Here is a 21717-nt window from a genome sequence, read left to right on the forward strand (position 1 = left end):
GATATGTGCGATGGAGAATGGGGAGGGCCGCATGCAGACGAAAGTGCATCAGAGATTTGTTGCTCGAATCGCCGCGTACGAGACGGACCTTGAGCTTTCAAATGTACTACTCAATAAATTTATCAATCAAACGCCGGACAGTAACCAAACGGTGGCCGTCGCTATCAATGCGAACCCCCATACTCATCAAAAACTCGATGGCAGGGTAAACACAAAGACTTCCCGGAAAATCGTGGGTATCCATCTCAAAAGGACTGTCTATGGGTCCTTCATCAAGGATGCTTACGAGGATTTTGGCGAGTTCTTGACTTCGATCGTAGGCGTCGCCGCTCTCGCTGGCTTCGATCCTGCACGCATAATCGGTGACCTCAAGGTCGATATTAAACTAAGCGACCTTCTCGCGACGGGTTCTTGGAATGAGATGATCAAAAAGGTTTCCGAGACGATCTTCCGTTCCCTGGAAAATGAGCGGAGCACGATCAAGCTAATCGAAAAAATAGACAAACGACTGGGCCTGGAATTGACGCAGGTGACGATTGATGCCGCCATGCCCTTCCTGGACGCGCGGCACATAATTGTTCACAACGACGGTAAAATAGATGCGGCTTATACTGCGAAATACGCTGCAATCGCGATATCGGAAGGGCGCATTAAACTTGATTTCCCATTCGTGAACGATGCGAGGCACGCGATATGCGCCTTGGCCCGTCACATTGACGATCAAGTGCAGGCCAAGGGCCTTTGCCGCGCAACGGATCTGGTCGCTTAATCGGTTTTTGCCGATAGTGGCGAGAGGCTCTCTATTCCCTTTGTAGCTTCACGCGGCGCTTGGTCGCCGACGCGTCCAGGTAATTAGCACTGCGCGCTTGAACTTCCGATGCCGCAAATGGGGCATTAGGTTATAATATCCCCATGCCGAACTTCTTTTTCCCCATAACCTGGCTGCTCCCTGAATTCGAGGGGGATGTGTGCGGCAACGACCTCGTACGCGTGCACAAGCGCAAATGGGAGGTCCCGATCTTCGATTTGTATTCCCTCGTCGCGGAACATCATCCCATCAGGGTGCCGGCCGAGCTGATGCAAGTCTTTCTGCAAAGCGTAAATCTCGAATTTGAGACTACTGGCAGAGATTTTCCCGAGGCCGCCGATCGCATCGATGCGTACCGCGCGATGCTATACCTTCGTGGGACTTGCCCCACAGTCGCGCCGTTTGGTTGCAACACGTCGCTCAACGCTTACGCCGGCATAAACGCCCGCTCATCCGGCCATCAAGCGACAATGCACGAAGGAATGCGCGAAGGAATCACGCACGCGACCGCGCGGGTTGAGACCTGGTCGCATGAGCTATCCTTTGTATGCATCGTCGGCGAACCGGGTCAATTTACCCGAAACGTAAGTGAGGGTGTCGCCGATGGGGTCGCCCAAGATATGACAAAGTGGCTCGCTTTCGAAAAAGAGACGCCCGTACTGCGCGCGGCGCGCCGTGCCTTGGTCAAAGCCCCGCTAATCCCTGATCTGGGGAGCTCGATCCTTCATATCTGGCAGGGAATCGAAGGCCTTTTTCCATCGATAAGCACCGAGATAACGTTTCGAACATCTCTGCTGTTAGCGGAGCTACTAGCCCCGCTCAATTCCCGTTCCGTCACATATGAGGCCGCGAAAAAAAGTTATGGGGACCGCAGCAGGATTTCTCATGGTTCACAAAAGCCGGTTAGCATGGAGAATTGGGCGCGGGCTTGGTTGCTCTTACGCGACGCGCTACAAGCAATCCTGCTGCACGGAAGCATGCCAAACGAAGAGGATTTGACGCGAAGCCTGCTCAAAGACGATTGAATCCCGAGGCCGCCAATCACGGCACGATCAGCGTGCCGGCGCCGTGTTCGGTGAACAGCTCGAGCAGCACCGCATGCGGCGTCTTGCCGTTAAGGATGACGACGCCTGCGACGCCGCGCTCGATTGCCTCGATGCAGGTCTCGACTTTGGGGATCATGCCGCCCGAGACCGTGCCGTCCTTGATCAGGGCCTTGGCCTCGGCCACGGTCAGCTCGTCGATCAGCTTCTTGTCCTTGTCGAGCACGCCGGGCACGTCGGTAAGGAACAGCAGGCGCGTCGCCTGGCAGGCGCCGGCGATGGCGCCGGCAAAAGTGTCGGCGTTGATGTTGTAGGTATGGCCGTCGCGGCCGGGCGCCACCGGCGCCAGCACCGGGATCATTTCGGACCGCGCCAGGAGGTCGAGCAATGTGCGGTCGACCTCGACAGGCTCACCAACGAAGCCCAGGTCGAGCACCCGTTCGATGTTGGAATCCGGATCGATCATGGTCTTGCGCGCCTTTTCGGCAAACACCATGTTGCCGTCCTTGCCGCACAGGCCGATCGCCCACTCGCCCTCGGCATTGATCAGCGCGACGATCTCCTTGTTGATCGACCCGGCCAGCACCATCTCGACAATCTCGACGGTCTTCTGGTCGGTGACGCGCAAGCCGCCCTCGAATTTGGATTCGATGCCCATCTTGCTGAGCATGGCGCCGATCTGCGGCCCGCCGCCATGCACGACGATCGGGTTGACGCCGGATTGTTTCAAAAGTGCGATGTCGCGGGCGAAAGCCTTGCCGAGCGCGATGTCGCCCATCGCGTGGCCGCCATATTTCACCACGACCGTCTTGTTCTCGTAGCGCTGCATATAGGGCAGCGCCCTTGAAAGCAGCGCGGCCTGCATTTCGGCGGTGGCGGCGACATCCGTCATCGGCGTGGTTCCCAGCTTGGCATGAACGGCGGCGTCTTAGCGGGAATTGGACGAGGGGGCAAACGGCTTTGCTGTCACGATCGATCAAATCACCGCCTATGCCGGCCGCTGCAGCGGCGCCCGTCGGCCCAACCAGCCCGAGATCCTTTCCATCTGCGCGGCGAACGACAAAAGCGTTTCCTCGTCGCCGGGGCGGCCGGCGGCCTGGACGCCGAGCGGCAGGCCGGCATCGGTGACGTAAACCGGAAGCGTGATCGACGGTTGCCCGCTGACGTTCTGGATCGCCGGCCAGTGGGTGAACCACAGGCTCTTGTCCATCAGCTGGCCGAATAGCGGCTTGAACTTCAGCAGGCCGGCGAGGCGCAGTCTGTCCAGAACATTCTCGATGAATTCGTCGGCGCCTTTCGGGTCCATGGTGCCGCAGGCGAGCGGCGGGTGCGCGATGACAGGCATCAGCACTGCATCATAATGCGCGGTTTCGGTGATAAGCCGGCGCGAGGTTGCGTGCAGCCGCTGCAGGCCGGCATAGATTTCGCCGGCCGAGAGAATTTCACCGAACCGGCTCATCACGCGCGTGGCGCGTTCGATGTCGCCTGAGATGGAGCGGCCGACGCGCAAGGCCTCGCCACGCATCGTGCCGGCCACCGCCGCAGCGACGGTTCTGGCGAAATCGGCGATGAAATCGCGATCGATATAGGGCAGGTCGATCTCCTCGACGCTGTGTCCGCCTTCGCGCGCCAGCCCGATCGCCGCATCCAGAGCTTTCAACGTCTCTTCCGATATCGGCAGGCCGAGCGGCGATTTTCGATAGAAGGCGAGCTTGAGCTTGCCCGGATCGCGCCCGGCGGCCGCAGTGAAACTGCCGTTCGGCGAGGGTGCCGCGTAGGGCGACAGCGGGTCGGGCCCGTGGGTCAGGTCGAGCAGCAGGGCCGTATCGCGCACCGAGCGGGCCAACGCATGGTCGACGACGAAGCCGTACCAGCTTTCGGTGACGAGCGGCGTCAAGGGTACGCGGCCGCGCGAGGTTTTCAGCCCGATCAGCCCGGTACAAGCCGCAGGCACCCTGATCGAGCCGCCGCCATCCGAGGCATGCGCCACCGGCACGACGCCGGCCGCGACCAGCGCAGCCGCACCGCCCGAGGAACCGCCGGTCGTGTGCGCGGTGTTCCATGGATTGCGGGTGACGCCGTAAGCCACCGACTCGGTCACCAGCCTCAGCCCGTGTTCGGGTGCGGTGCTGGTGGCGATCGGGATCAGGCCGGCGGCCAGATAGCGTTCCGTCATCACCGAGCTGAAATCGGGGGTGAAAGCCGGGATGCGGCTGCCGCCATGCGTCGGCACGCCCTTCATGGCGATGCCGAGGTCCTTCAACGCAAAGGGCACTCCGGCAAGCGGCAGCTTGTGGTCGACGGTTTTCGCTCGCGCCCGCGCCGCCTCAAAAAGCGGTTCGGCGATGGCGTTGATCTCCGGCAGGGTGGCCTCGGCCCGGGCGATCGCCGCATCGACGAGATCTTGCGGTGTGATCTCTCCCTTGCGCACGAGTGCGGCCTGGCCGGTTGCGTCATGCTCCCACAGAACCCGCTCGATCGACATGGTCGCCCTCCCGCTCATTGCAAGCTAGCGGGCGGCGATTTCATTGGCAATCGACGCTGGCGCTGCCGGTGCGCAAGACCATTTCAGTCGTTGCAAATACATTGCAATCGCCTAATTTGGCGGCGGATGACGCCGCAGGACATCAGCAACCTGATTGTCCGGACTTCGATGAAGGACCGGGCTGCGTTCGATCTGCTCTACCGGCAGACCAGCGCGAAACTTTTCGGCGTCTGCCTTCGTGTATTGAAGGATCGGGGAGATGCAGAAGAGGCGCTTCAAGAGGTCTTCGTCAAGATATGGACGAAGGCGGACCGTTTCGCCGTTTCGGATCTGAGCCCGATCTCCTGGCTGGTGGCCATTGCGCGCAATCATGCGATCGATCGGATCAGAGCGCGGCGAGAGCCTGCCGCCTATATCGATGCCGCGCTCGACGTGGCCGATCCGGCGCCGGGGCCGGAGGCCATGGCCGTGGCGGGCGGTGAGTCCGAACGCATCTACCATTGTCTCAAGGAATTGGAGAAGGATCGGGCGGCGGCCGTCCGGGGCGCCTATCTGGATGGCAAAAGCTATGCCGAACTGGCGGAGCGCTATGGCGTACCGCTGAACACGATGCGGACCTGGCTGCGGCGCAGCCTGTTGAAACTGAGAGAATGCCTGGAAAGATGACGCTGGCTGACGACAACGGACAGGAACGTGGGGGCGACGACCTGTTCGCCGCCGAATACGTTCTTGGCGTTCTGGCCGCCGATGAACGCGAGATCGCGTCGCGCCGCATCGATGCGGACGCCGCCTTCGCGCGCCTTGTCGATGCCTGGGAGGCGCATCTTTCGCCGATGGCCGCCGCCTATCCGGAGACAGAGCCTCCGATCAGGGTCAAGGAAGCATTGGACCGCCGGCTGTTCGCTGCAGAGCCGCGCGCCGGCCTGTGGTCGAGCCTTGGCTTCTGGCGCGGTCTTGCCGCCGCCGCCATTGCGGCGCTGGCGATCTACATCGCCGTGCCTTACTTCCGCCCGTCCACCGAACCGCCGCAGGCGCGGCTTGTCGCCTCGCTGGCGGCCGAAGGCAGCGACGTCAAATATCTCGTCGTCTACGATGCCGCCCGTCACGAGGTCGGTCTTTCCCACGTTTCCGGCGAGCGGGCCGCCGGCAAGGACTTCGAGCTGTGGATGATCGAAGGCAAGAAGGCGCCGGTGTCGATGGGCGTCATCCCGGCCGGTGCGACCGCGCATTTGGCCATCCCGCCCGCCGTCCAGGAGAAATTGGCGCAAGGCGCCGTGCTTGCGGTCAGCGTTGAGCCTGCCGGCGGTTCACCGACCGGCCAGCCGACTGGACCGGTGGTCGCAGCGGGCGATCTGAAGAGCATCTGACCGCTTCTCATCTCCGGAAGCAGACCTTAAATCTATCTCCCGCGATTTAAACGCCTGCAAAGCTTGTTGGCGGCTGTCGATCCGCGCCGGGCAAATTGCAGCGACAAATATTTTTTTGCGGAGAGGGCGAAACTCCAGCATTTCTATCGCGTATCTCCTTGCGTTCCCAAATGAGGGGAACAATAACCCGAGGAGATTGAAATTATGCGTAAATTCGCCACCATTTTGCTTGCCGGCACGGTCGCCATTTCCGCGCTCGCCACCATTGCCTATGCTCAAAATCCGATGGTCGGCGGCGCCGCCATGTATGCCCAGAAAAACATCGTCGAAAATGCTGTCAACTCGAAGGACCACACGACGCTGGTCGCTGCCGTCAAGGCAGGCGGCCTGGTCGATACGCTGCAAAGCGCTGGCCCCTTCACTGTGTTCGCGCCGACCAACGAGGCCTTTGCGGCACTTCCAGCCGGCACGGTGGAGACGCTGCTCAGGCCTGAAAACAAGGACAAGCTCGTCAAGATCCTGACTTGCCATGTCATCGGCGCCAAAGCGATGGCCGCCGACGTCGCCAAGATGGTCAAGAACGACGGCGGCACCCACAAGGTCAAGACGGTCGGTGGTTGCGAACTGTCGCTCAAGGCCGACGGCGGCAAGGTCACCGTGACCGACGAGAACGGCAACGTCGCCAATGTGACCATCGCCGATGTCGAGCAGTCCAACGGCGTCATCCACGTCGTCGACAAGGTTCTCCTGCCGAAGATGTAACAAACGCACGCTGCCGGCGAAGATATCACTAAGGGCCTCCCTGCGCACACTCCGCGCCGTTCACGCAAGATGTGGATAGGCGCGGAGTCCCGCTTTGAGGACAGCGATCGTCACCGGCTTTTGATTTCCGTGTGGCGGTCGAATTTGGCACAAGCAATGACAGGAGGAATGGCCATGAACCGTCGCGAGCTTCTTTTGAGTGGTGCGGCAGCCATTGGCGTTGTCGCAGGCGCCACCGCGCTGCGCATGGGCGGAGCCCAGGATGCACGCGCGGCTGAGACTTTCGAGGTTACCAAGACCGAAGCCGAGTGGCGCGCCATCCTGTCCGACGCGGCCTTCAATGTGCTGCGCAAGGAGGGCACGGAATACCCGGGCACCAGTCCGCTGCTCAACGAGCACCGCAAAGGCATCTTCGCTTGCGCCGGCTGCGGCCTGCCGGTCTATTCGTCAGAGACCAAGTTCGATTCCGGCACTGGCTGGCCGAGCTTCTGGCAGGAAATCCCGAATTCCGTCGGCAAGACCGTGGACAGGTCTTTGGGCATGACCCGCACGGAGGTCCATTGTCGCCGCTGCGGCGGCCATCTCGGCCACGTATTCGACGACGGTCCGCCGCCGACCGGGTTGCGACACTGCATCAATGGCGTTGCCTTGACCTTCAAGCCGGCGACGGCGTGAGGACGGCTGCGACCCTGACTTTGTCGGAGCGCGAGAGGACTTCGTAATGGTTGATTTTGCGCATGACCCCGAAAATCGCTTTTCGGGGTCATGCGCGAGGGCGCCAGGCGGGGGATCCAGCGCGCCTCAATGGCCTCCGCCACCGCCGCCCTGAGCGGCTGGCTTGCGGATCACCAGGGTGAAGAGCCCAAGCGTCGCGAACAAAACCGTCAGCATGAAGAATACGTCCATGAACGACAGCAGCGACGCCTGCTGCTGGACCATGCCTGACAGTTTGGAGATGGCCGCCTTGGAGGCGTCGAGCCCGGCGGTCTGCTCGAAGTTGAGCGTCATGTTCTGCAGCTTCTGCTGCGCAGCGGCACTTCCCCATTGCACGTGCTCGGAGAGCCTGGCGTAGTGGAAGGCATTGCGGTCGATCAGCACGGTGTTGATGACTGCCAGGCCGACGGCGCCGCCGAGATTGCGGGTCAGGTTGAACAGGCCAGACGCATTCTTCAGCCGCTCCGGCGGCAAGGTTCCGAGCGCAATGTTGTTGATCGGCACCATGCAAAGCATCATCGAGCAGCCGCGCAGGATCTGCGGGATCAGCAGTTCATAGAAATCCCAGTCGGCGGTGAGATGCGTCATCCACCAGGTCCCCGTGGCGAAGCCGAAGAAGCCGATCATCATCATGATGCGCGGGTCCATCTTGTTCGACAGGATGCCGGAGATCGGCGCAGTGAAGAACATGGCCAGGCCGCTGACGAACAGCGCCTCGCCGATCATCATCGAATCGTAGCCGCGGATCCGCCCCAGGAACACCGGATAAAGATAGGTCAGACCGTAGAGGCCGATGCCGACGACGAAGGAGAACAGCGAGCCGAAGGCAAAATTGATATTGCTGAAAGCCCTCAGATCGACAATCGGCTCCTCGGCGGTGAACACGCGCCAGAAGAACAGCACCGCGCCGAAGGTCATGATGACGGCGCAGATGAACACCGCCTGATCCTGCAGCCAGTCGTTGTTGGGACCTTCCTCCAGCACATATTCCATGCAGCCGAGGAAGGCGGCCATGCCGGCAAGCCCCCACCAGTCGAACTTGCTGAACAGCTTGAGATTGGGTTTGTCGAAGTCGATCAGCGACCAGGCGGCCGTCGTCACCAGAATGCCGGGCACGACGTTGACCAGGAACAGCCAGTGCCAGGACATGGCATGGCTGATATAGCCGCCGACGGTCGGGCCGATGGTTGGCGCCAGCGTCGCTACCAGGCCGATCATCGGCGAGACGATGGCGCGACGCGACGGCGGGAAGATGGTGAAGGCGGCTGCAAAGACGCTCGGGATCATGCCGCCCCCGATGAAGCCCTGCACGGCGCGGTAGACGATCATCTGGTCGATATTGGTTGCGGTCGCCGCCAGCGCGCTGGCCGCGGTGAAACCTGCCGCCGAGATTGTGAACAGCACCCGCGTCGACAGCATCCGGCTGAGGAAGCCCGACAGCGGGATCATCACCACCTCGGCAATCAGATACGCCGTCTGCACCCAAGGAATCTCGTCCGAACTGGCGCTCAGGCCCGCCTGGATCTCGGCCAGCGAGGCCGAGACGATCTGGATGTCCAGGATGGCCATGAACATGCCGAACACCATTGCCAGGAAGGCGATGACGCGGCGTGTCGAGATGTGGTCAACCGGCACCGGCATGGCTGGCGTCGGCGCCGATCCTGCAGTTAGGGTTGCGGTCGCCATGACCTTTGCTCCCGGTTCCGCTTTACTTCGATGCCGAAGGCGCCGTGCGGCTGTCGACGGCGACGACGACGCTCAGGCCGGCGCGCAGCTTGCCCGTCTTCAGCACATCCGCGGGCACGTCGATGCGAACCGGAACGCGCTGCACCACCTTGGTGAAATTGCCTGTGGCGTTCTCCGGCGGCAGCAGCGAGAACACTGCTCCCGAAGCCGGGGCCAGCGACGACACGGTACCCTCGATGTCCTGACCGTCGATCGCGTCGACCGACACTCTGACCTTTTCACCAGGCACCAGCCGGGCAAGCTGGGTCTCCTTGAAGTTGGCGACGATGTAGAGCTTGTCCATTGGCACGATGACGGCGAGCTTCTGTCCGGGGCTGATCAGGTCGCCCTGCTCGACCGAGCGGTTGCCGACCACGCCGTCATAGGGTGCGCGCAGCACGGTGAAGGACAGATCCCGCACCGCCTTGTCGTGGGCAAGCTGCAGCGAGGCCAGCGTGCTTGCCGATTCCGCCCGCTGCGCCTGAAGCACGCCGATATTGGCCTGAGCCGCCGCGATCTGCGCGTCGGCGCCGGCTAGTGCGGCATTGGCTTGCTCGACCGCCGTCTGGGCATCGTCCAACTGGGCCTGGGTACCGACGCGGGTCTTGAGCAACTGGGCGGCACGAACCTGAGCTCGCTTCGCATTATCGGCCGCGGCCTGGTCGGCGGTCTTCTGCGCCTGCGCCTGCTTGAGCGAGGCGCGCGCCGCTTCGGTCTGGGCATCGATGCGGTCGAGCGTCTTGCTCAACGTGGCGATCTGCGCCTCGGCCTGGGCAACGGCTATCTTGTAGTCGCCGTCATCGACGATCAGCAGCGGGTCGCCGGCCTTCACCTGCTGGTTCTCGGTCACTTTGACCTGATCGACATAACCCGAGATTTTTGGCGAGATGAACGCCGTGTCGGCCTGAACATAGGCGTCGTCGGTCGTGATCATGAAGCGCCCGTCGGTCCAGTAATCATAGCCATACCAGGCGCCGGCGCCCAGCAGGGCTAGGCCGATGATGGGCAGCAACATCGAGCGCATCGAGCGCTTCTTCTTGGCGGGAGCCAGCGGGGTGACGTCGGCGGGCTTGAGAGGGGTTTCCGGCGCTTCGATCGCAGGCTGGACCTTGGCACTGGGGAAGGGGCGGACTTCGGCACTGGTGGGCGCGTTCGAGGACATGATATCTCTCTAAATTAACTGGCGCTGAATTTCGTCAGACTGAACCGTTCGGTTCGATCTCGACGTTGACTTAGCGCTTAAAGAGGCCCATATCAAGAGCAATCGAACCGGGTGGTTCGAATTATTTTACGAGGTGTGACATTATGGCCGAAGCCCCCAAGGCCGCTCCTTTGCCTGATTCAGGCCCATTGCCCAGCGCCGGCAAGGACCAGTGCGATCTGCTGGACAGTCTGCCGCGCGGCCGCCCGGCCGCGGGGCAAGACCCGGTCAAGCGCAGCCAGATCATCGAGGGTGCGCGCCGTGTCTTCATCGATAAGGGCTTCGAAGCCGCGTCGATGAACGACATTACGCGCGAGGCCGGCGTGTCCAAGGGCACCATCTATGTCTACTTCGCCAACAAGGAAGAGCTGTTCGAAGCGCTGATCGAGGAAGAGCGCGGCACGATTTTCAAGAACATGTACGAAGTGCTCGACCAGATCGGCGACCTTCGCCAGACGCTGGTGAAGTTCGGCATCGTGCTATCCATGAAGATCACTTCGGCGAGGGTCATCCTGGCGCAGCGGACGGTGATCGGCGCGTCGGAACGCATTCCGGAGCTTGGCGCGCGATTTTACGAACGCGGCCCAAAGCGCGGCCATGACAGGGTTGTCGTTTTCCTCAACATGGCTATCGAACGCGGCCTGCTGAAGATCGACGACGTCGAGCTTGCCGCCTATCAGTTCACCGAGCTGTGCCTGGCCGGTCTTTTCCGCCAGTGCATATTCGCCTATCGCACCAAGGCGCCAAGTGCGGCCGAGATCGAACACATCGTCAGGTCGGGCGTCGATGTGTTCCTGAAGGCCTACGGCACCGAACAGCTGGCAGAGCAGGAACGGGCCTCCAGCCCCGCCTGACCAGCCGTCGGAATCCGTTGCCTATCCGCCGTTGGCGGCGAGCACGATCGCCGCACGCAATTCCTCGAGGCCCTCGCTCTTTTCCGACGACGTGGCGAGCACGAAGGGAAATGCCGCCGGGCGTTTCTTGATCTTCTGGAGCGTTTCCTCGATCAGCCGCGGTACCCCCGCCGCTTTGATCTTGTCGGTCTTGGTCAGCACGATCTGATACGACACCGCCGCCTTGTCGAGCAGCGACAGCACCTCGTCGTCCTTGGCCTTGATGCCATGGCGGGCATCGATCAGCACGTAGACGCGCTTCAGCGTCACCCGGCCCTTCAGATAGTCGAACACGAGCTTCGTCCACTCGTCGACCTTTTCCTTCGGCGCCGTGGCGTAGCCATAGCCCGGCATGTCGACCAGGGCCATCGGCGGCAGATCGGCGCCCTCTCCCGAAAATCCGCCCGGCACGAAATAGTTGAGTTCTTGCGTGCGGCCCGGCGTGTTGGAGGTGCGCGCCAGCCCCTTTTGGTTGACCAGCGCGTTGATCAGCGACGATTTGCCGACATTGGAGCGGCCGGCAAAGGCGATCTCGGGTGGACCCTCCGGCGGCAGGAATTTCATCGCCGGCACGCCGCGGATGAAGATCCAGGCTCGCGTGAACAATTCGATGCCGATCGTGGTCTTGTTCAACGCGTTCAAACCGCTGCCTCCAGAAGAAAAATGTTGCTGCCACGAATGGCATCGAGATTGCGGCTGATCTTTTCCACCGGCCAGTGCCACCACGCCAGCGCCAGCAGCCGCCGGATGGTCCTGTCATCGAAGCGCATCTTCACCACCTTGGCCGGATTACCGGCGACAATCGCATAGGCTGGCACATCGTGCGTCACCACCGACTTTGCCGCGACGATAGCGCCGTCGCCGATTTTCACGCCCGGCAGCATCACCGCTTCCATGCCGATCCAGACGTCATTGCCGACGATTGTGTCGCCACGCACCTCCTTCGACCATGTCGCCGGGTCGAAGCCTTCCTCCCAGCCATGGCCGAAGATGTTGAACGGATAGGTCGAAAAGCCGGACATGGCGTGATTGGCGCCGTTCATGATGAAGCGCGCACCCTCGGCAATGGCGCAGAACTTGCCGATGATCAGCCTGTCGCCGATGAACGGATAATGATGCAGCACGCATTTTTCGGCGAATTTGTCGGGTCCGTCAGGGTCGTCATAATAGGTGAAGTCGCCGATCTCGATATTCGGCGCCGTCACCAGCGGTTTCAGAAAGCCGAGGCGTGTGTGCAACGGGATCGGATGCTTGATCGATGGATTGGGTCCGGTCATATCGAGCTCCGTCGAGCAACTGCCAGGCAGGTCAAAATAGCGCGATCCGTCCGGCAGTACCAATCGCTTAATCCAGGCGGGCAGCTTTTGCAAAAAGCCCCGGACGAACCGGGGCTTTTTGGTTTCGCGTCCTAGGAGCGCCGGCTATTCCGCCGGCGACGGTTTCTTGCGGAACAGCGCGACCAGATTGTCCCACAATTCGATCTTGGCGCCTTGCCGCTTCATGATCACGCCCTGCTGCAGGATCGACAGCGTGTTGTTCCAGGCCCAGTAGATGACGAGGCCGGCCGGAAAACCCGCCATCATGAAGGTGAAGATCACGGGCATCCAGGTGAAGATCGCCGCCTGCGTCGGGTCCGGCGGCGTCGGGTTCATGCGCATCTGCAGGAACATCGTCACGCCCATGATCAGCGGCCAGACGCCGATCATCAGCATGTGCGGCAAGGTAACGGGGATCAGCCCGAACAGGTTGAAAATCGATGTCGGGTCCGGCGCCGCCAGATCCTGGATCCAGCCGAAGAACGGCGCGTGCCGCATCTCGATGGTGATGTAGAGCACCTTGTAGAGCGAAAAGAACACCGGGATCTGCAATGCCACCGGCCAGCAGCCGGCGAGCGGATTGATCTTCTCGGTCTTGTAGAGCTCCATCATCGCCTGCTGCTGCTTCATCTTGTCGTCCGCGTATTTCTCGCGGATCTCGAGCATCTTGGGCTGTACCTTCTTCATGTTCGCCATCGACGCATAGGACTTGTTGGCGAGCGGGAAGAACAGCGCCTTGACAATGACGGTGGTGGCGAGGATCGCCAGACCGAAATTGCCGAAGAATTTGTAAAGCGTGTCGATCAGCGAGAACATCGGCTGAGTTATGAACCAGAACCAGCCCCAATCGATCAGCTTTTCGAAAAGCCTTATCTTGCGATCTTTCTCGTAAGCATTGATCTTGTTGACTTCCTTTGCGCCGGCAAAGATCTCCGATTCAATGGTCTTGGATTCGCCGGGCTGCAGCGCAATCGCGTCCGTGCGGAAGTCAGCTTGATAGCGATGACGGCCGTCCTCGTAATAAGCGAAGTTTGGCTGAAACTCCTGCGCCTCTGTCGGCACCAGCGTCGCCGCCCAGTATTTGTCGGTGATGCCCAGCCAACCGTCCTTGGACTTGCTCGGTGTGTACTGCTTGTTTTTCTCGAGATCGGCGTATTTGTGTTCCTGCAGGCCTTCGCTGCCGGTGACGCCGATCAGGCCTTCGTGCAACACATAGGTGCTGGCGACCGCCGGCTTGTCGAAGCGGGTGATGCGGCCGTAATTGAACAGCGAGACAGAGCTGCTACCGGAATTCTGCACGGTGTCGGAAACGGTGAACATGTAGTCGTTGTCGACCGAGAGTGTGCGTTTGAAAGTCAGGCCCTTGTCGTTGGTGAAGGTGAGCGTCACTGGTGTAGCCGGCGTTAGCGTCGGATTGCCGTCGACGTTCCAAACGGTCTTGGGTCCCGGCAGCGTTCCCACCTTGTCTTCGCCAACAAAGCCGATCTCGGCGAAATATCCGTTCGGCAGCGACTCAGGATTGAGCAGCGCGATCTTGGGTGAGTTTTTGTCGACCGTCTCCGTGTAGTGCTTGAGCTTGAGATCATCGAGACGCGCGCCGGTGAGGTTGATCGAGCCTTCGAGGCTCGGCGTGTCGATCTTGACGCGCTTGGTCGAGGCGATCGCCTGGTCGCGGCTAGCCGCGGCGACGGCTTCGCCGCCAGGCGCGCTCGGAATGGCGCCGGGCTGCACCGGTGTTTCGCTGGCGCCCGGACTGGTGCCTTGGGCGGCCTTCTTCTGCTCCGCCACGCGCTGCTCTTCGATGCGGGCGGCTTCGCGCTGCATCTCGCTGCGCGGCATCACATAGAAATATTGCCAAAGCGCCAGGATCAGCACCGACAGTGCGATGGTGATGAAGAAGTTGCGGTTGTTTTCCATCGAAGCCCTTGGCCTATCGTGTTCCACGCAATCTGCGGGAGAGTTCGGCCTTCAACTGGCCGAACGGAGTGGTAAGCACGTCTTCGCGCCCGACGATGACATAATCATTGCCGGGCGCCATGTCATCCGCGGCATGCGTGCGCACGGCCTCTCTGAGCCGCCGCCGGATGCGGTTGCGAACGACGGCGTTGCCGACCTTCCTAGTGACGGTGTAGCCGACGCGCGGCGCCTCGCTGTCGCCGCGGCCCACGACCTCGACGAGGAAAAGCCGCCCGCGGCGCTTTTCGCCGCGGCGGACAGCCAGGAATTCCGCGCGCTTCAGAAGCCGCTTGGGATGGGCACCCGTTGGCTTGCCGGTTGCGGGCAACGATCTTGTCTCTCGCTTGGTGCTCAGGCGCTGAGACGCTTGCGGCCGCGGTTGCGGCGGGCTGCGACGACGCCGCGGCCACCTTTGGTGGCCATGCGGGCGCGGAAACCGTGCCTGCGTTTGCGGACGAGTTTGGACGGCTGGTAAGTACGCTTCATTTGTTTAAATACCGCGGGGTGCGGCCCTTCTTGATTCTGTCACTTTGTAACAGGAGCTTTGCCGGGCCGGTTTTGGCGCGATCGAAACCGCGCCGGGACGAATGGCCCGAGCGTGAGCGGGCTTATAGAAAGAAGGGTTTTGGAAGTCAATCCAGCGTGTCGGGCCGGCATTGTCGGACCGGCATCGGAGTCTTGCGGCCCTTTGTCCGGCTTCGGCCAAGGATGAATTTGGCAAAAAAGCCGCAATCGCCTAATCTCACCCGATCAAGCGATCGTGAAGACGAGCAGTCCCTAAGACAAGCAGCCGTGATGACAGGCAGCCGTGACGACGAGCATGAGTGAAGTCCCAGCAACCGACGAAAGCATCGCCCAGGCGAAGGCGGCCACCCGCAGGGTGCCGCTGGCGCGCGGCCTGTCGACCAAGTTGCTGCTGCTCACCATCGTCTTCGTGCTCTTGGCCGAAATCCTCATCTTCGTGCCCTGGATCGCCAGCTACAGGCTGAGTTGGCTGAAGGAGAGGCTGAGCACCGCCGCCGCGGTTTCCATCGTCCTAGTGCAGGGCGAACCTGCCTCGCTGTCGCGTGCCGCCCAGAACGACGTACTGATGGCGATCGGCGCCAAGGCGATCGCCGTGCGCGACGGCGGCGTCTCGCGGCTTCTGGTCGTGGCCGAAATGCCGCCGCAGGTCGACGAGCATATCGATATCGCCAATGTCGGCATGATCGAGGGTATGACCGGCGCGCTGGACACGCTGTTTTTCGGCGGCAAGCGGATGCTGCGCGTTTTCGGGCCGGTCGGCGACAGCGACAAAGAATTCGAGCTGATCATGCCCGACCACCGCCTGCGCAATGCCATGCTGATCTATTCGCGCAACGTCGCCTTCGTCTCGCTGCTGATCTCGCTGTTCACCGCCATGCTGGTCTACGCCGCGATAGACCTGATCATGATCGGCCCGATCAGGACGATGACACGCTCGATGCTGTCCTTTTCCGAGGCGCCCGACGACCCCGGCCGCATCATTCACCCCGCCGCCCGGGCCGACGAGATCGGCGTCGCCGAACGCGAGCTGTCGCAGATGCAGGAGCGGCTGCAGAAGATGCTGACCGAGCAGAAGCACCTGGCCGATCTCGGCCTGGCCGTGTCGAAGATCAACCACGACATGCGCAACATCCTCGCCTCGGCGCAACTGATGTCGGACCGCCTGCGCCAGGTCAAGGACCCGACCGTGCAGGCCTTCGCACCAAAACTGCTGCGCGCGCTCGACCGTGCGGTGTCCTACTCGGAGGGCGTGCTGGCCTATGGCCGCACCCAGGAGCCGCCGCCGTCGCGCCGCAGGCTGCGGCTGCGCCAGCTGGTCGAGGACGTCCAGGGCCTGCTCGACATCGAATGCGGCATCGAATTCGTCAACGCCGTCGATCCGGTGCTCGAGGTCGACGCCGATTCCGACCAGCTGTTCCGCGTGCTCACCAATCTTAGCCGCAACGCCGTGCAGGCGATGGCGGCCGACACCGAGAGCGCCGTGGTGCGCCGCCTGACCATATCGGCCGAGCGCATCGGCAGCGTCAGCCGCATCGTCGTCACCGACACCGGCCCCGGCCTGCCGCCAAAGGCGCGAGAAAACCTGTTCGCGGCATTTCGCGGCTCGGCCCGCAGCGGCGGCACCGGCCTTGGCCTGGCGATCGCCCATGAATTGATCCGCGCCCATGGCGGCACGGTGGAGCTGGTCGAAAGCATCGGCGGCCGCACCACATTCGCGGTCACCATTCCCGACCAGCCGGTCCGGCTCGACCAGGCCCGCAACGGTCTGCGCCGCCCGGCGTAACGAACCGTTTCGTTACGGACCGTTTCAATTCGCAAATGGTTGGTCCGAGACTACGAGCCGTCGGCTCGGCCGCCGTGCAACGGCGTGTTTCGTTACGGGCCGTTCCGATTGGCAAATGACTGATCCAAGACGACGACCTATCGGCTCGGCCGCCGCGTGACGCGATCTTGCCTTCGCCGGCCGGCACATGACGGCAAAACTTTTGGCCAGGATCGGCTTGCTTTTCGCAAATTCAGTCGCTAGGGAACAGCTCACATTCGCGGCCGGTCGCCAGGATCGGATCGCGGGGCTATGCAAAGCATGGCCTGTTGCGCGCCCGTAGCTCAGCTGGATAGAGCACCAGACTACGAATCTGGGGGTCAGGAGTTCGAATCTCTTCGGGCGCGCCATTAAACCCATGCCTACCCCGGGAACATAGGTAACAGAATCTACCACCGGTGGCCGGAAAGTCGCGAGGGCTGAGCGCCATCCATGCCAAAAAGGGGATCGTCAGCTAATGCTGCTCAGTCGGCCTGCTTAATCTCCGGGCCCGGTTCAGTCGGCGGGCCTGGCGTGCAATCCTGGCCAGTGCATTCCTGCACGGGATCTTTCGCCGGCGGGAGACAATTTTGGCCTTCACAATGAACGGGCGGCTGCGTTGTTGCGGCTTTATTGTTCTGCGGCACAGGCCGATCCTCAGCGCGAACGGCCGGCATTCCAAGGTCGATCATGGCCGTGCACAAGAGCGCAATCCGAAGCAAATTCATTTTCGCCTCCGCAACTGACAGCGAGACGCAGATTATACCTTCGAACTGCGGCCAACATCCTGTCACCCGCGAACGGCGTTAACAGCGCGTTTCATTGCCGGTCGGAAGGGCGTACCGATTGAGATCGAGCGTCGTCCTCTTCCTGGCAAAATAGCGCCAGAAACGGGGCTTTCGGCCAGAGGTGACTGAAGCCAACCTTCCGATTTTCCTGTACACCTGTTCGAAGGGTTCGAGGCGCGTTAGGGCCTCGCATATTCGAGGTTTTCAGTTCTTTCACGGGGGAACGTACATGACGGCATTCAACAGCGTCCGCTTCCGGGTCAAGCCGGGTAGTGAAGACGAATTCGTCGAACTATTCAGCAGCGCTCCGCGCAATTTCGAGGGATTGCGAAAAATGGCTCTCATCAAATCGGGAGATGGCGCCTTCTTCTCGATTGGAGAGTGGGACACTTTTCACCACATGGTCGATGCCAGGCCCAAAATGCTGGGCAATCTTGATCGGTTCCGGCATACGTTGCAGCAGCTTGAGGGCGGATATACGGATGCTGTTTCCGGCGAGGCTGTCTTCGAAACGGACGGCAGGAGCAGCGGCAGGTCGGTATAGTTTCGCACTTCGAAAAGCTTATGCCGTGCGCCACGTCCCGGCTCTATTACCTAAACCGCACATTCCCCCTGGAAAGCTCTGCCACCGACCTGCATCCCATCAGCCGCATGTCGCGTTCGATCTCGGTTCGCATCAGGCCGAGCGCCCGTTCGACGCCGGCCTGTCCGGCGGCTGCCAGCGGGAAGAGATAGTAGCGCCCGACGCCGACGGCCTTGGCGCCCAACGACAGGGCCTTCAGCACATGCGTGCCGCGCTGGACGCCGCTGTCGATGATCACGTCTATCTTGTCGCTCACCGCGTCGGCAATCTCCGACAGTTGGTCGAAGGGGCTGCGCGAGCCGTCCAACTGTCTGCCGCCATGATTTGACAGAACGATACCGGTGCAGCCGATGTCGACCGCCTTTCTGGCATCGGCGACGCTCATGATCCCCTTCAGGCAAAACTGGCCGTTCCAGAAGCGGACCATGTCTTCGACGTCCTTCCAATCCAGCGACGGGTCGAGGATCTCGGTGAAATAGCGGCTGATGGAAAGTGCTCCGCCGCCGAGATCGATATGGCCGTCCAACTGCGGCAGGCTGAACTTTTCGTGCGCCAAATAGTCGATGGCCCATCTCGGCTTGATCGCGAACTGCATCATGCCGCCGAGCGTAAGCCGAAAGGGGATGGAAAAGCCGGTCCGCAGGTCACGCTCGCGGTTTCCGCCGGTGACGCTGTCGACCGTCAGCATCATCACGTCGACGCCGGACGTCTTGGCGCGCTCCATCATGGCGCGGTTCAGGCCGCGATCCCTGTGGAAATAGAACTGATAGACCTGCGGCGTCCTGTGCTTGCGGACTTCCTCCAGGCTGACCGTGCCGAGCGACGAGACGCCGAACATCGTGCCGAACTTCTCCGCCGCCGCGGCGACGGCGCGCTCGCCGCTATGGTGAAACAGCCGCTGGAGAGCCGTCGGCGAGCAATAGACCGGCATCGCCAGCTTCTGGCCCATGACGGTGACCGACATGTCGACCTGTCCGACGCCGGCAAGGACGTTGGGGACGAGATCGCAATCCTCAAATGCCGCCGTGTTGCGCCGCAGCGTCGTCTCGTCGTCCGCGCCGCCATCGATATAATTGAAGATCGGACCTGGCAGGCGCTGTTTTGCCAGCCGGCGGAAGTCCTGAAAATTGTAGCAGCTTTGCAATCTCATGAAATCAATCGGGTATATGCCGGGCCCGATGTCAAGCCTGTGCCATTGTCGATCGCCGGCGCTCTCGCCTCAGCCCGCCGCAGCGCCAACCGACTCCCGCTCCACCAGCGGGCATTCGAGCTTTGTGATGGGATAGCGGCCACGACCGGGAGCAGCGGGGACTTCGAGCTGCTCGATCGCCCATTGTCCCATCGCCATATGCGGCAGGATCGACGTCGTCAGCGGCGGGAACAGATGTCGCGCGATCTCCTCGTCGTCATAACCGATCACCGAAATATCCCGGGGGATCTGCAGGCCGGCCTCCTTTAGCGCCTCGTAGCAGCCGATCGCGGTGCGGTCGTTCTGGCAGAAGATGGCGGTCGGCCGGTCCTTCAGCGCCAAGAGCTTGACGGTCGCGGCATAGCCGGCGCTCGCCGACCAATCGCCTTCGACGACCAGCGCCGGGTCGAACGGGATGTCGGCTGTCGCCAGCGCCCGGCGGTAACCCTTCAACCGGTCCTGCGCCGCCTGCATCCAGGGTTCGCCGGTAATGGTGGCGATACGTCTGTGGCCATGGCTGATCAGGTGGCGGGTGGAGCTCTGGCCGCCGGCGATCTCGCTCGGCACCACGGCGGGGAAGGCATAGTCGGCGGTGTAGCAGTTGAGCAGGATGACCGGAATGTCGAGGCCGTAGAGATAGTCCGGCGCGACGATCTCGCGGGTGAAAATGGTCATGTAGATCAGCGCCGAAATGCCCCGCTTGGTCAGTGCCGCGATGGCCCGGGGCTCCATCACCTCGTCGCCCATGGTCTGCGCCACCAACACTACATTGCCGGCGTTCCACGAGGCTTGCCGCGCCCCTTCAATGGCGACGACCGCCTCCGGGCTGGTCGCCAACTGGTCGACGGCGAAGCCGATCACGCCATCCAGCCCGTCGAATGCGGCAACCGGGGCTCGCAAGGCAGAAAACACCGGCGGCGAATAGCCCAGCGTTCGCGCCGTCTCGATCACCCGCTCTCGGGTTTGCTGCGACAGCCTGATGCCCGGCGTGTTATTGAGGACGAACGAAACCGTCGCCTGCGAACATCCGGCAGCCCTGGCGATGTCGGTCATGGTAACGCGGCCCTTGGGATTTTTCCCGGACGGCTTGCGCCGCCTGGTACCCTCAAGGATGGGATCGCGCAGTGGTTCGTTCATGTCATTCGTCCCTCAAATCTCGCATTTATAACGCGAAGCGCTACTAATAGATATAAGCGCCCTCTCAGGTGATTTTAGTCGCCAATCCGAAACGGCAGCGACTTGGGAGGCCTCTCCTTTTTTGTGAGAATTCCGATTAAACTAATACTCTTTACTAATATCTGGCATCCCTATAACGTCAATCCGTCATGCCCGGACGACATCGGACCGTGCATGTTCGGAACGCAAGCCAGCCTGGTATCGGACGGTTCCCGTCAGCCGGAGTTCGCCTGCCGTTTCGGCGAAATGTCAGACAAATCGGACTATTTACGAACGGCGAATGAGTCTCTAAAGTCGATGATCGCGGCTGGAATGGCGTCGTTCTTCGCTGCCGAAACCCTGAGGAGGAGGGCGTCCAAGCCGCGCCGGCACGTTCATCATCAGCGAAAATTACTGAGTCAAATGGGAGGTTGAATATGAAATCTGCGATACGAAATGCGTCCGTCGCCGCTGCGGCCCTGCTGCTCGGCCTGTCCGTCAGCGCAATTGCGCGGGCCGACGACAAGCCGACACTGGCCTTCGTCGTCAACGGCGCTTCCGATTTCTGGAAGGCTGCCGAAGCCGGCGTCAAGAAGGCTCAAGGCGAATTGCCCAATTACAATCTCGAACTCAAATATCCGGAGCAGTCCTCGGTCGCCATCCAGCAGCGCCTTATGGACGATCTGGTGACGGCCGGTGTTAAGGCGATCATGGTTTCGGCCGTCGATCCCAAGACGTCGACCGACGGGCTGAACAAGATCGCCTCGGAAACGGCGTTGTTCACCACCGACAGCGACGCACCGCAGACCAAGCGTGTCGCCTATATCGGCTCTTCCAATGTCGATGCCGGCAAGCAGGCGGCAGAGATCGCCAAGAAGGCAATGCCCGACGGCGGCAAGTGCCTCGGCTTCGTTGGCCTGCTAGGCGCCGACAATGCCAAGGAACGCATCCAGGGCATGAAGGACGGCCTCGCCGGCACCAAGATCGAATTGGTCGACGTGCGTGGCGACGACATCGACCAGGCCCGCGCCAAGAAGAACGTCGAGGACGCGCTGGTCGCCAGCCCCGACGTCACCTGCATGGTCGGCTTCTACTCCTACAACACGCCGCGCATCTATGAAGCGCTGCGCGATGCCGGCAAGCTCGGCCAGATCACCGTCGTCGGCTTCGACGACGATCCGATCACGCTGGGCGGCGTCAAGGAAGGCACCGTCGCCGCTACCGTCGTACAGCAGCCTTTCGAATGGGCCTATCAGGGCATGAAGCTGATGGCCGCCTATCTCGAGGGCGACAAGTCGGGCGTTCCCGCCGATGGCCTGATCATCGTGCCGACCAAGATCATCGGCAAGGACGATGTCGACGCCTACGCCGCCAACCTCAAGGCGATGTCGGGAAACTGAGCGAAT

Annotated in this window: 21 protein-coding genes and 1 tRNA gene; 11 read left to right on the top strand and 11 right to left on the bottom strand. The window is 61.6% G+C overall.

Annotated elements, in window-relative coordinates; translation table 11 throughout:
* The first annotated feature begins 31 nt into the window (after window positions 1–31).
* Both NKJ28_RS07350 and NKJ28_RS07355 read left to right on the top strand, forming a co-directional pair.
* The gene (locus tag NKJ28_RS07350) at window positions 32–769 is read left to right on the top strand and encodes a hypothetical protein (RefSeq protein ID WP_352634813.1); all 738 of its coding nucleotides are present in this window, start codon (window positions 32–34) and stop codon (window positions 767–769) included.
* A gap of 143 nt (window positions 770–912) precedes the next feature.
* Window positions 913–1833, top strand: coding sequence for a hypothetical protein (locus NKJ28_RS07355; RefSeq protein ID WP_352634815.1), 921 nt, complete (start codon window positions 913–915; stop codon window positions 1831–1833).
* A 16-nt stretch (window positions 1834–1849) separates the two neighbouring features.
* Here NKJ28_RS07355 and argB read toward each other — a convergent pair whose 3' ends face one another.
* Window positions 1850–2743, bottom strand: coding sequence for an acetylglutamate kinase (argB, locus tag NKJ28_RS07360; protein ID WP_023677482.1), 894 nt, complete (start codon window positions 2741–2743; stop codon window positions 1850–1852).
* Window positions 2744–2839: 96 nt separating this feature from the next.
* The gene (locus NKJ28_RS07365; protein ID WP_352634817.1) at window positions 2840–4336 is read right to left on the bottom strand and encodes an amidase; all 1497 of its coding nucleotides are present in this window, start codon (window positions 4334–4336) and stop codon (window positions 2840–2842) included.
* Between the two features lie 126 nt (window positions 4337–4462).
* Between NKJ28_RS07365 and NKJ28_RS07370 the strand changes: the two genes are divergently transcribed.
* From NKJ28_RS07370 to msrB, 4 genes are all read left to right on the top strand, one after another.
* The gene (locus tag NKJ28_RS07370; protein ID WP_023677484.1) at window positions 4463–5002 is read left to right on the top strand and encodes a sigma-70 family RNA polymerase sigma factor; all 540 of its coding nucleotides are present in this window, start codon (window positions 4463–4465) and stop codon (window positions 5000–5002) included.
* Complete coding sequence (locus tag NKJ28_RS07375) at window positions 4999–5703, top strand: anti-sigma factor (protein ID WP_352635038.1); 705 nt, start codon at window positions 4999–5001, stop codon at window positions 5701–5703. The genes NKJ28_RS07370 and NKJ28_RS07375 overlap by 4 nt, the downstream gene beginning before the upstream one ends.
* A gap of 204 nt (window positions 5704–5907) precedes the next feature.
* Complete coding sequence (locus NKJ28_RS07380; protein WP_352588546.1) at window positions 5908–6465, top strand: fasciclin domain-containing protein; 558 nt, start codon at window positions 5908–5910, stop codon at window positions 6463–6465.
* 174 nt (window positions 6466–6639) lie between these two features.
* Window positions 6640–7140 carry a peptide-methionine (R)-S-oxide reductase MsrB gene (msrB, locus tag NKJ28_RS07385; RefSeq protein WP_023677487.1) on the top strand — a complete coding sequence of 167 codons (501 nt, stop codon included), beginning with the start codon at window positions 6640–6642 and terminating at the stop codon, window positions 7138–7140.
* 126 nt (window positions 7141–7266) lie between these two features.
* Here the strand turns inward: msrB and NKJ28_RS07390 are convergent, their stop codons facing one another.
* Entirely contained in the window at window positions 7267–8820 is a 1554-nt protein-coding gene (locus NKJ28_RS07390) for a DHA2 family efflux MFS transporter permease subunit (RefSeq protein WP_245274730.1), read from the bottom strand.
* Window positions 8821–8887: 67 nt separating this feature from the next.
* Window positions 8888–10066, bottom strand: a complete 1179-nt coding sequence (locus tag NKJ28_RS07395; RefSeq protein ID WP_023677489.1) for an HlyD family secretion protein — start codon at window positions 10064–10066, stop codon at window positions 8888–8890.
* Between the two features lie 143 nt (window positions 10067–10209).
* Between NKJ28_RS07395 and NKJ28_RS07400 the strand changes: the two genes are divergently transcribed.
* Window positions 10210–10959, top strand: coding sequence for a TetR/AcrR family transcriptional regulator (locus NKJ28_RS07400; protein ID WP_352455986.1), 750 nt, complete (start codon window positions 10210–10212; stop codon window positions 10957–10959).
* Between the two features lie 21 nt (window positions 10960–10980).
* On the opposite strand, the gene yihA is transcribed toward NKJ28_RS07400, so the two are convergent.
* The 5 genes from yihA to rpmH form a co-directional block, all read right to left on the bottom strand.
* Window positions 10981–11640 (bottom strand): ribosome biogenesis GTP-binding protein YihA/YsxC, encoded by a 660-nt coding sequence (gene yihA / locus NKJ28_RS07405; RefSeq protein WP_031193748.1) that lies wholly within the window; start codon window positions 11638–11640, stop codon window positions 10981–10983.
* On the bottom strand, window positions 11637–12275 hold the full coding sequence (locus NKJ28_RS07410) for a CatB-related O-acetyltransferase (RefSeq protein WP_352634819.1): 639 nt from the start codon (window positions 12273–12275) through the stop codon (window positions 11637–11639). Before NKJ28_RS07410 ends, yihA begins: the two co-directional genes overlap by 4 nt.
* A 144-nt stretch (window positions 12276–12419) precedes the next feature.
* Window positions 12420–14231, bottom strand: a complete 1812-nt coding sequence (gene yidC, locus NKJ28_RS07415; RefSeq protein WP_352517616.1) for a membrane protein insertase YidC — start codon at window positions 14229–14231, stop codon at window positions 12420–12422.
* A gap of 13 nt (window positions 14232–14244) precedes the next feature.
* On the bottom strand, window positions 14245–14598 hold the full coding sequence (gene rnpA, locus NKJ28_RS07420; protein ID WP_352517615.1) for a ribonuclease P protein component: 354 nt from the start codon (window positions 14596–14598) through the stop codon (window positions 14245–14247).
* Window positions 14599–14621: 23 nt separating this feature from the next.
* Entirely contained in the window at window positions 14622–14756 is a 135-nt protein-coding gene (gene rpmH, locus NKJ28_RS07425) for a 50S ribosomal protein L34 (RefSeq protein WP_008833937.1), read from the bottom strand.
* Between the two features lie 334 nt (window positions 14757–15090).
* Between rpmH and NKJ28_RS07430 the strand changes: the two genes are divergently transcribed.
* The 3 genes from NKJ28_RS07430 to NKJ28_RS07440 all read left to right on the top strand — a co-directional run bounded on the left by NKJ28_RS07430 (window position 15091) and on the right by NKJ28_RS07440 (window position 17928).
* A complete protein-coding gene (locus NKJ28_RS07430; protein ID WP_352455990.1) occupies window positions 15091–16578 on the top strand; it encodes an ATP-binding protein in 1488 nt (495 codons plus the stop codon).
* Window positions 16579–16890: 312 nt separating this feature from the next.
* Window positions 16891–16967, top strand: a tRNA-Arg gene (locus NKJ28_RS07435).
* Between the two features lie 646 nt (window positions 16968–17613).
* Window positions 17614–17928, top strand: coding sequence for an antibiotic biosynthesis monooxygenase family protein (locus NKJ28_RS07440; RefSeq protein ID WP_352634822.1), 315 nt, complete (start codon window positions 17614–17616; stop codon window positions 17926–17928).
* 46 nt (window positions 17929–17974) lie between these two features.
* On the opposite strand, the gene NKJ28_RS07445 is transcribed toward NKJ28_RS07440, so the two are convergent.
* Both NKJ28_RS07445 and NKJ28_RS07450 read right to left on the bottom strand, forming a co-directional pair.
* Window positions 17975–19117, bottom strand: a complete 1143-nt coding sequence (locus NKJ28_RS07445; RefSeq protein WP_352634823.1) for an alpha-hydroxy acid oxidase — start codon at window positions 19115–19117, stop codon at window positions 17975–17977.
* 69 nt (window positions 19118–19186) lie between these two features.
* Window positions 19187–20209 (bottom strand): LacI family DNA-binding transcriptional regulator, encoded by a 1023-nt coding sequence (locus tag NKJ28_RS07450; protein ID WP_502902163.1) that lies wholly within the window; start codon window positions 20207–20209, stop codon window positions 19187–19189.
* 539 nt (window positions 20210–20748) lie between these two features.
* Here NKJ28_RS07450 and NKJ28_RS07455 point away from each other — a divergent pair.
* The gene (locus NKJ28_RS07455) at window positions 20749–21711 is read left to right on the top strand and encodes a sugar-binding protein (RefSeq protein WP_023677500.1); all 963 of its coding nucleotides are present in this window, start codon (window positions 20749–20751) and stop codon (window positions 21709–21711) included.
* Window positions 21712–21717 lie beyond the last annotated feature (6 nt).

The sequence above is a fragment of the Mesorhizobium sp. M0145 genome (assembly GCF_040322355.1).
GTDB lineage: Bacteria > Pseudomonadota > Alphaproteobacteria > Rhizobiales > Rhizobiaceae > Mesorhizobium.